10 protein-coding genes and 2 tRNA genes are annotated in these 7,839 nt (G+C 58.3%); all 12 read right to left on the bottom strand.

From position 1 onward, the window contains the following. The 12 genes from ACVDHI_RS19595 to cydB all read right to left on the bottom strand — a co-directional run bounded on the left by ACVDHI_RS19595 (position 1) and on the right by cydB (position 7,830). A tRNA-Val gene (locus ACVDHI_RS19595) sits at positions 1-72 on the bottom strand. A 32-nt stretch (positions 73-104) separates the two neighbouring features. Beyond that, positions 105-180, bottom strand: a tRNA-Lys gene (locus ACVDHI_RS19590). A gap of 174 nt (positions 181-354) precedes the next feature. Further along, positions 355-1,164, bottom strand: coding sequence for a tol-pal system protein YbgF (gene ybgF / locus ACVDHI_RS19585; RefSeq protein ID WP_010672878.1), 810 nt, complete (start codon positions 1,162-1,164; stop codon positions 355-357). A gap of 157 nt (positions 1,165-1,321) precedes the next feature. Continuing rightward, positions 1,322-1,846: a peptidoglycan-associated lipoprotein Pal gene (pal, locus tag ACVDHI_RS19580; protein WP_010672877.1), complete on the bottom strand. Its 525-nt coding sequence runs from the start codon at positions 1,844-1,846 to the stop codon at positions 1,322-1,324. Positions 1,847-1,894: 48 nt separating this feature from the next. Then, the gene (gene tolB, locus ACVDHI_RS19575) at positions 1,895-3,220 is read right to left on the bottom strand and encodes a Tol-Pal system beta propeller repeat protein TolB (RefSeq protein WP_010672876.1); all 1,326 of its coding nucleotides are present in this window, start codon (positions 3,218-3,220) and stop codon (positions 1,895-1,897) included. A gap of 92 nt (positions 3,221-3,312) precedes the next feature. After that, positions 3,313-4,443, bottom strand: coding sequence for a cell envelope integrity protein TolA (gene tolA / locus ACVDHI_RS19570; RefSeq protein ID WP_042014603.1), 1,131 nt, complete (start codon positions 4,441-4,443; stop codon positions 3,313-3,315). A gap of 5 nt (positions 4,444-4,448) precedes the next feature. Beyond that, positions 4,449-4,895, bottom strand: coding sequence for a protein TolR (tolR, locus tag ACVDHI_RS19565; protein WP_010672874.1), 447 nt, complete (start codon positions 4,893-4,895; stop codon positions 4,449-4,451). Continuing rightward, on the bottom strand, positions 4,895-5,581 hold the full coding sequence (gene tolQ / locus ACVDHI_RS19560) for a protein TolQ (protein ID WP_010672873.1): 687 nt from the start codon (positions 5,579-5,581) through the stop codon (positions 4,895-4,897). The genes tolR and tolQ overlap by 1 nt, the downstream gene beginning before the upstream one ends. After that, a complete protein-coding gene (gene ybgC, locus ACVDHI_RS19555) occupies positions 5,571-5,978 on the bottom strand; it encodes a tol-pal system-associated acyl-CoA thioesterase (protein WP_010672872.1) in 408 nt (135 codons plus the stop codon). Before ybgC ends, tolQ begins: the two co-directional genes overlap by 11 nt. A gap of 286 nt (positions 5,979-6,264) precedes the next feature. Next, positions 6,265-6,576: a cyd operon YbgE family protein gene (locus ACVDHI_RS19550; RefSeq protein ID WP_039039483.1), complete on the bottom strand. Its 312-nt coding sequence runs from the start codon at positions 6,574-6,576 to the stop codon at positions 6,265-6,267. After that, the gene (gene cydX, locus ACVDHI_RS19545; RefSeq protein ID WP_005331536.1) at positions 6,563-6,679 is read right to left on the bottom strand and encodes a cytochrome bd-I oxidase subunit CydX; all 117 of its coding nucleotides are present in this window, start codon (positions 6,677-6,679) and stop codon (positions 6,563-6,565) included. The genes ACVDHI_RS19550 and cydX overlap by 14 nt, the downstream gene beginning before the upstream one ends. 14 nt (positions 6,680-6,693) lie before the next feature. Continuing rightward, positions 6,694-7,830 carry a cytochrome d ubiquinol oxidase subunit II gene (gene cydB, locus ACVDHI_RS19540; protein ID WP_010672870.1) on the bottom strand — a complete coding sequence of 379 codons (1,137 nt, stop codon included), beginning with the start codon at positions 7,828-7,830 and terminating at the stop codon, positions 6,694-6,696. Positions 7,831-7,839: the final 9 nt, after the last annotated feature.

The raw sequence follows: 7,839 nt of genomic DNA, 5'->3' as shown, positions 1-7,839 counted from the left end.
GGTCGTTACTGGGCTCGAACCAGTGACCCCCTCCTTGTAAGGGAGGTGCTCTCCCAGCTGAGCTAAACGACCTGGGAATATTGTCTTCACCTGCTGTGAAGAAATGGTGGGTCGTGCTGGATTCGAACCAGCGACCAATTGATTAAAAGTCAACTGCTCTACCGACTGAGCTAACGACCCTCACCACGACCAGTGCCGACTGCATTACTGCTCCGGCTCTGACGGCGGCCTATATTACGGATTTATCATCCTGGCGCAATAGAAAAATCTTAAATTAAATCTGATTGTTCACTGCGCATACAAAGCACGGCGGTATTTACAAGAGTGTTACGAAAACAGTGACATGCAGCAATGTCACAGCTTGGCCAGACTCTGTTTGGCCAGCTGGGCCGGCGAGGTGTTGGGGTAACCCTTGATCACCTGCTCATAGAAGGCCTTGGCCTCTGCTTTTTTGCCGTCAAGCTGGGCGAGCATGCCGAGTTTCAGCAGGGCATCAGCCCGCTTGGGTGACTTGCTGTATTTGTTCGCCACCGTGGAGAACTGGCTCGCGGCCCCCGCCCTGTCGCCCTTGTTGAACATCAGCTGGCCGAGCCAGTAGTGGGCATTGGGAACATAGCTGGAGTTCGGGAACTGCTTGATGAACCCTTCGAAGGCAGGAATGGCCTTGTCATAGTTCTTCTCCTTGAGCACCATGTTCACGGCCGCGTCGTAAGCCTGGTTCTCATCCTGGTTGGTGGAGTAGTTGGCAGCCGCGGCAGGAGGCGTTGCAGCACCTGCAGCAGGTGTTGCGGGCGTGGCGGCTGGCTGGCTGTTGGCCACCTTGTCGAGCTCTTGGTAGAGTTGGCGCTGGCGCTCCTGGGACTGCTCCATCTGGTAAGTCTGCTGTTCCAGCTGACCACGCAGCTCGGAGACCTCCCCTTGCAGGGAGTCGACCTGTTGCTGCAATTCGGCCTGCAGACGCAGACGGGCATTGAGGGTACGCTCCAGCAGAGCAACCCGGTCTTCCAGGCTGCCGGTCGGTACGATGGCACCATTGTTGCCGCTCAGCACCACGCCGCTGCTGCCAGAATCCCCGCTCAGATCGCTCACCGGTGCCGCCGCTTGCGCATTCAAAGCAACCAACACGGCCAGCGCAACACCAGCTTGCTTGTACACAGATTTCATTCGGATCAAACCTTAGCGTTTAGTGCAAATAAAACGGTCAGCGCATAGTCGCTCGCTGATACAGATTTCATTCGGATCAAACCTTGACGTTTAGTGCAAATAAAACGGCCATCGAAATGGCCGCTTGCATATAAACGAACTTCGTTCGACTCAAACCTTAGTAAACCAGGACCGCACGGCGGTTCTTGGCAAAGGCTTCCTCGGTGTGGGACAGATCCAGCGGCTTCTCTTCGCCATAGCTGACGATGGAGAGCTGCTCGGCCTGCACACCCAGGGTTTGCAGATACTTGGCAACAGCCTTGGCACGACGCTCACCCAGCGCGATGTTGTATTCCGGCGTACCGCGCTCGTCGGCGTGGCCTTCGATCAGTACCTTGACGCTCGGACGTTCACGCAGGTAGCTGGCGTGGGCATCCAGCAGGTCGGCGTACTGACCCTGAATGTCGTAACCATCGTACGGGAAGTAGATCACGTTGTCGCGTTGCAGCGCTTCGAACTTCTGACGCATCTGCTCTTCCGGGGACAACATGCCGTTGGCGCCGCCGGTTTGTACACCGCCCATGCCGTCGGTCATGCCGGACTCGGCGCCAGCGGCGTCGGAGTCGGAAGAGGAGCTACAGGCAGCCAGGGTGAACAGTGGCAGTGCGATGGCCAGACCCTTGAGCAGTTTATTGAGTTGCATGCTATTTCCTTAAACCTTTATAACAAAACAAAAAACAATCGATTTTTATCAATTCAAGAAGGGCGACCAAGCTGGTGCACGAATTTCACCGCTACTGGTCGGAAGCACTGCCTTGAAGCGACCGTCGGTCGACACCAATGCAAGACTCTTACGACCCTGATAGATGGTGGCATAAATGATCATGCTGCCATTGGGAGCCACACTTGGCGATTCATCCAGAGCACTCTGGGTCAGTACCAGCATGGCTCCATTTTCCATATCCTGGCGAGCGATGCGATATTGTCCCTGAACCCGGGTCACCATCACCATGGACTTGCCGTCCGGTGTGATGGATGCCCCCTGGTTGGAATCCCCTTCCCAGGTCATCCGGCGAGTCATGCCAGTCGCCAAATTTACGCTATAAATCTGGGGTTTGCCACCACGTTCAGAGGTGAACAGCAAAGTTTGACCGTCCGGCATCCAGGAGGGTTCGGTGTCGATGGTGCGGTTATTTGTGACTCGAGTGAGTTGCTTGCTAGCAACATCAACGACATAGATGTCAGGCTGCCCATCTTTGGACAGAACAATAGCCAAACGACGACCATCCGGAGACCACTCCGGCGCACCGTTGATGCCACGGAAGCTGGTGATCAGACTGCGCTGCTGGGTGTAGATGTCCTGCACATAGATCTCGGACTTCTGGTTCTCGAAGCTCACGTAAGCCAGCTTGCTGCCATCCGGCGACCAGGCCGGGGACATCAGGGGTTCACGGGAGCGCAGCAGAGTCTTCTCGTTGTAGCCGTCGTAGTCGGAGATCCGCAGCTGATACGGGAACTGGGTGCCCTGCTGCACGGAGACATAGGCCAGACGAGTCAGGAAGGCACCACGCTCACCGGTCAGACGCTCGTAGACGATGTCGGAGATGCGGTGGGCAAACTGGCGCATCTGGGCACCCGGGATGGTCGCCATGCGGCTGTCCAGGATGTAACCGTTCGCTTCACCGCCCTGGGTCTTGGCCAGTTGGCCTTTCAGGACGTCGACCAGCTCGAAGTTGATCTTGTAGGTGCCATCACCCACGGCGGCGATGGAGCCGACCACCACGGCTTCGACCCCCTGGGAAGCCCAGGGCGCGAAGTTGATCTCGCCGCTGGTGCTCGGCGTCTGCGGCATCTGGCCACGGGCCAGCGGCTTGAACTTGCCGCTGCGCATCAGGTCGTTGGAGACCACTTCCGCGATATCCTGCGGCAATTGGCCATTGCCCTCCCACTTGAAGGGGGCGATGGCGATGGGGCGCGCACTGTCGATACCGCCGGTGATGACGATGTCCAAGGCCGCCTGAGCGCTCTGGCCTAGCAGAAGGCAGCCAACCAAAGCAAAAAACACTTTTCTTATCATGGCTTAAATACTCTGTTCCAAAAAAATGAGAGGTGAAATCCCTTTATCAGCAGATGCTGCCAACCACGGTCATTGACCCCGTTCTATCACGCTTAGATGCTCGGTTCTAACTTGAGGTTAAACTCCTTCAACATCTCGAATGCCGCCGGATCCTTCGGCACCGGCAACTGGTTGGCCTTCAGCACCGCCGCCTTGCCGGAGCGGCAGACCGCCGGATCACCTTGACCGTTGTCCACCGAGATGACGAAGCCGCTACTGGCCAACTTGACACCGATAGTACATGTTTTGCCCCGCATGGTGGGATCCAAAATCATGTAGCGCTCGACCGTGGCCTTGATGAGGGCGGCATACTTGTCGACCTCGCCCTTGGCGGCTGCCGATGCTGCCTGACTGCGCGCATTGGCCTCGGCGGCCAGCTGCTGCTCCATCATGGCTTCCATCTCTTTTTGCAACTTGGCCTCTTCGGCCGCCTTGCGCTTGCGCTCCGCCTCAATCTTGGCCTTTCTGTCAGCCTCGGCCTTCGCCTTCTTCTCTGCGTCAGCTTTTGCCTTCTTGTCAGCCTCTTCCTTCGCCTTCTTCTCGGCCTCGGCCTTGGCTTTCTTCTCGGCTTCCGCCTTCGCCTTTTTCTCGGCTTCGGCCTTGGCCTTCTTCTCGGCTTCCGCTTTCTTGGCTTTGGCCTCTTCCGCCTTGGCCTTCTCTTCAGCCTGCTTCTTCTCCAGCTCTTCTTTTTTCTTCTTGAGCGCCAGCGCCTTGGCCTCTTCCGCCGCCTTGCGTTCGGCTTCGGCCTTCTTGGTCTTCTGCTCTTCCAGCTTGCGGGCTTCCTCGGCTTTCTGGGCCTTCTCTTCCGCCTGCTTCTGTTCAGCCTCTTTCTTCTGCTTGTCGGCTTCGGCCTTGCGGGTTGCCTCTTCGGCCTGCTTGCGCTTGGTCTCGGCGATACGCAGACGCTCCTGCTCCTGTGCCAGCTCGCGTTTGACGCGCTCAGCGTCTTCCTTGTCCTTCTGCTGCTGTGCAGCCTTGGGCTGGGCCTGCTTCTGCTGCTGGACCTGCTGCATCTGCTGCTCCAGCATTTCGCTGTCCATCATGACCGCATTGACGATCTGTCCCTTGGACTCGGGGCGCTTGGGTTTGCTGAAGTCGACACCGACCAGCAGGATGATGCCGATGATCAGATGCAGCAGCAGCGACGCGACGAGATAACCGGAAATACCACGCTTCACATCCATCTCCGTCAGTTCACCGGATCCGTCATCAGACCAACCTGAGGCACACCGGCTTTCTTGAGGGCCACCATCAGCAGGATCACCTCCTCGTAGCGTACGGACTTGTCACCGGCGACCACCACGGGCGCGTTCTGGTTGATGGCCAGATAGCCCATAGCCTTCTCGGTGATGTACTGCTGCATCGCCTCGGGGGTGCCGCTCGGTACGGGCTCGTCATCCGCCTCGCCAGCCTTGATGACGTACTCACCCTCGGTATTGACGCTGACGATGAAGGGCGGCTTGGAGTCTTCCGGCAACTGCTCGGACTCCGCCTGGGGCAGGTCGACCTTGACCCCCTGCGTGATCACGGGCGTGACCGCCATGAAGATGATGAGCAGCACCAGCATGACGTCGATATAGGGCACCACGTTGATCTCGGCGACCTTCTTGCGTTTGAGCCGCTGATAGGTTTGCATTACTTCTCACCCTGCTGTGCGATTTGGCGGTTCAGAATGGTGGTGAACTCGTCCATGAAGTTGGCGTAGGCGTTTTCCAGCCGTTCGACCTTGTTGGTGAAGCGGTTGTAGAAGATAACGGCCGGGATGGCGGCAAACAGACCCATGGCGGTGGCGATCAGAGCCTCCGCGATACCCGGTGCCACCATCTGCAGGGTCGCCTGCTGAACCTGACCCAGAGCGATAAAGGCGTTCATGATCCCCCAGACGGTACCGAACAGACCGATATAGGGGCTGATGGAGCCGATGGTCGCCAAGACCGGCAGGTTGGACTCGAGATCGTCCACTGCACGGGACAGGGAGACGCGCATGGCACGATAGGTACCGTCCATCACCGCATCCTGACCGCGGGCACCGGCCTTGAGCAGGCGGGCATACTCCTTGAAGCCGGAGTAGAAGATGTCTTCCATGCCTTCGATGTCGTCACGACGGGAGGAGGACTCCTGGTAGAGACGATTGAGGTCGACCCCGGACCAGAATCTGTCTTCAAACTGCTCCGAGGCGAGGTTGGCCGCCTTGATGGCCTTGGAGCGCTGGATGATCAGCGCCCAGGAGACGACCGACATGCCCATCAGGGTCATCATGACCAGTTTCACCAACAGACTGGCTTGCCAGAACAGGCCAATAAACGAAATTTCAGCGTGCACTTAACAGCACTCCCTTGATTTTTTCAGGTATTGCAACAGGTTTCATTTGCGGATGACTGACACAGGCGATCTGTACCATGGCCTGAGTGATCAGCCGTCCATCAGCCGCCAGGATCTGCTGTGAAAAACGCATGGAAGCGCGTTTCACTTCAGTTACTTGCGTCATTACGGTCAGCAGTTCATTGAAGCGGGCCGCCGCGCGGAAGTCGATTTCGGTGCGACTCACCACAAACGCGATCCCTGCCTGCAGCAGGACATCCTGTTCGATGCCGCCTGCGCGCAGGAATTCGGTGCGGGCCCGTTCCATAAACTTGAGATAATTGGCGTTGTAGACGATGCCTCCGGCATCCGTGTCTTCGTAGTAGACACGCACCGGAAACTCAGAGACTTCCCCCATAAAAATCTGTGATCCATTCGACAGTCAGATGGGGGGCTATCATAGCGCAGGGCTGAATAGGAAAGAAGCAGGGGGAGACAGGGAAATCCCCTCTCCCCCTGTTTTTTATGGCGTGCAGCAGCGCCGACAGCCCGAAGACCACAGAGCTGTCAACATCGCAAGAAAAGCGGACAAGAGAAGTGGCTGCGAGCGGCGTGACGAGCGAGGTTCTGTCGCTCTGACTAGGCGACGGCACGCCCCTCAAAAAAGAAGAAGGAGGTGGGCTGATGCCGACCTCCTTCATCATTTATGGCAGGTAGTAGCTGCTGGTCAGCCAGAGCCCGCAGAGCAGGCTGGGCAGGGCGAGCCAGGGGAAGAACAGCACGCGACCCACCAGGCTGCGCGGGTGAAACCCCAGTCCATGCATGACACCGCAACAGACCGCCCACATCAGCCAGGGCGCAAGCCAGAGGCCGTGCTCACTGGTATTGGCCGCGACCAGGTTGGGCGCCTGCAAGATGGCGACAGCCAGCAGGGCCGCCGCCAGCAGCATCAGACCTTGCCATGGCTGGCGCTCCAGAGGAGCGGCCAGCCGGGCGAGCCTGTCACTTGTCTTCATCAATCTGACGATCCAGGTTCTCGGTGTGCTCCAGCCAGAGCGCATTGATAATCCCAAACGCACAGGCCAGCAGCAGCCCCAGGATCCAGGTGAAATACCACATATCAGGGCACCTTCTTAGTAGAGCGATTGTTGGTTGTCTTCGATGTGCTTGTTACTCACCCGGCCGAACATCTTGATGTAGGTCCAGATGGTGTAAGCCAGCACGGTCGGCACGAAGACGACTGCGACTACCGTCATCACCTTGAGGGTGTTGAAGGAGGCGGTGGAATCCCACATGGTCAGGCTCTGGGACGGCTCGAGGCTCGAGGGCATCACGAACGGGAACATGGAGAAGCCCGCGGTCAGGATGATGCCGGCGATGGCCAGGGAGGAGAACAGGAACGCCACCCAACCCTTGTCCAGCTTGGCCGCCACGGCGGTCAGCAGACACATCACCAGACCCAGAACGGGTGCGGCAATCATCCAGGGATAGAGGTTGTAGTTCTGCATCCAGGCACCGGCCTGCACCACCACTTCCTTGTGAAGGGGGTTGGTGACGGCGTCGGTGGCGACGGAACCCACAATCACATAACCATCCATGCCGCTCACCCAGACACCGGCCAGGGCGAACAGCACCAGGGTCAGCAGGGAGAAGATCATGGCGGCGGTGCGAGAGCGCGCCAGCACTTCACCTTCGGTCTTCATCATCAGCCAGGTCGCACCCTGGGTGATGATCATGAAGAGGCTCACCAGACCGGCCAGCAGACCGAACGGATTGAGCAGACCGAAGAAGTTGCCGTGATAGGTCATCATCAGGAACTGGTTGAAGCTGAACGGTACACCCTGCAGCAGGTTGCCGAACGCCACCCCGAAGATAACAGGGGGAATGGCGCTACCGGCAAACAGAGCCCAGTCCCAGTTGGAGCGCCACTTGGCATCTTCCTGCAGGGAGCGGTACTTGAAGCCGACCGGACGGAAGAACAGCGCCATCAGGGTCAGGATCATGGCGATGTAGAAGCCGGAGAAGGCCGCCGCATAGACCATGGGCCAGGCGGCGAACAGGGCACCACCGGCGGTCACCAGCCAGACCTGGTTGCCTTCCCAATGCGGCCCCATGGTGTTGAGCATCACGCGACGCTCCACATCCTTCTTGCCGACGAAGGGGAGCAGGGCGCCCACCCCCATATCGAAACCGTCGGTGATGGCAAACCCGATCAGCAGCACGCCGACCAGCACCCACCAGACCAGACGCAACAGTTCGTAATCAAACATGGGTCACTC

It is taken from the genome of Aeromonas sp. 25-248, assembly GCF_053005425.1.
The sequence above is the reverse complement of the archived record's forward strand: the minus strand, read 5'-3'. Positions and strand labels throughout refer to the sequence as shown.

Bases quoted from the DNA above. Each gene is read 5' to 3' on its own strand.
- ybgF (WP_010672878.1), bottom strand. From the start codon at position 1,164: ATGAAATCTGTGTACAAGCAAGCTGGTGTTGCGCTGGCCGTGTTGGTT.
- pal (WP_010672877.1), bottom strand. From the start codon at position 1,846: ATGCAACTCAATAAACTGCTCAAGGGTCTGGCCATCGCACTGCCACTG.
- tolB (WP_010672876.1), bottom strand. From the start codon at position 3,220: ATGATAAGAAAAGTGTTTTTTGCTTTGGTTGGCTGCCTTCTGCTAGGC.
- tolA (WP_042014603.1), bottom strand. From the start codon at position 4,443: ATGGATGTGAAGCGTGGTATTTCCGGTTATCTCGTCGCGTCGCTGCTG.
- tolR (WP_010672874.1), bottom strand. From the start codon at position 4,895: ATGCAAACCTATCAGCGGCTCAAACGCAAGAAGGTCGCCGAGATCAAC.
- ybgC (WP_010672872.1), bottom strand. From the start codon at position 5,978: ATGGGGGAAGTCTCTGAGTTTCCGGTGCGTGTCTACTACGAAGACACG.
- ACVDHI_RS19550 (WP_039039483.1), bottom strand. From the start codon at position 6,576: ATGAAGACAAGTGACAGGCTCGCCCGGCTGGCCGCTCCTCTGGAGCGC.
- cydX (WP_005331536.1), bottom strand. From the start codon at position 6,679: ATGTGGTATTTCACCTGGATCCTGGGGCTGCTGCTGGCCTGTGCGTTT.
- cydB (WP_010672870.1), bottom strand. From the start codon at position 7,830: ATGTTTGATTACGAACTGTTGCGTCTGGTCTGGTGGGTGCTGGTCGGC.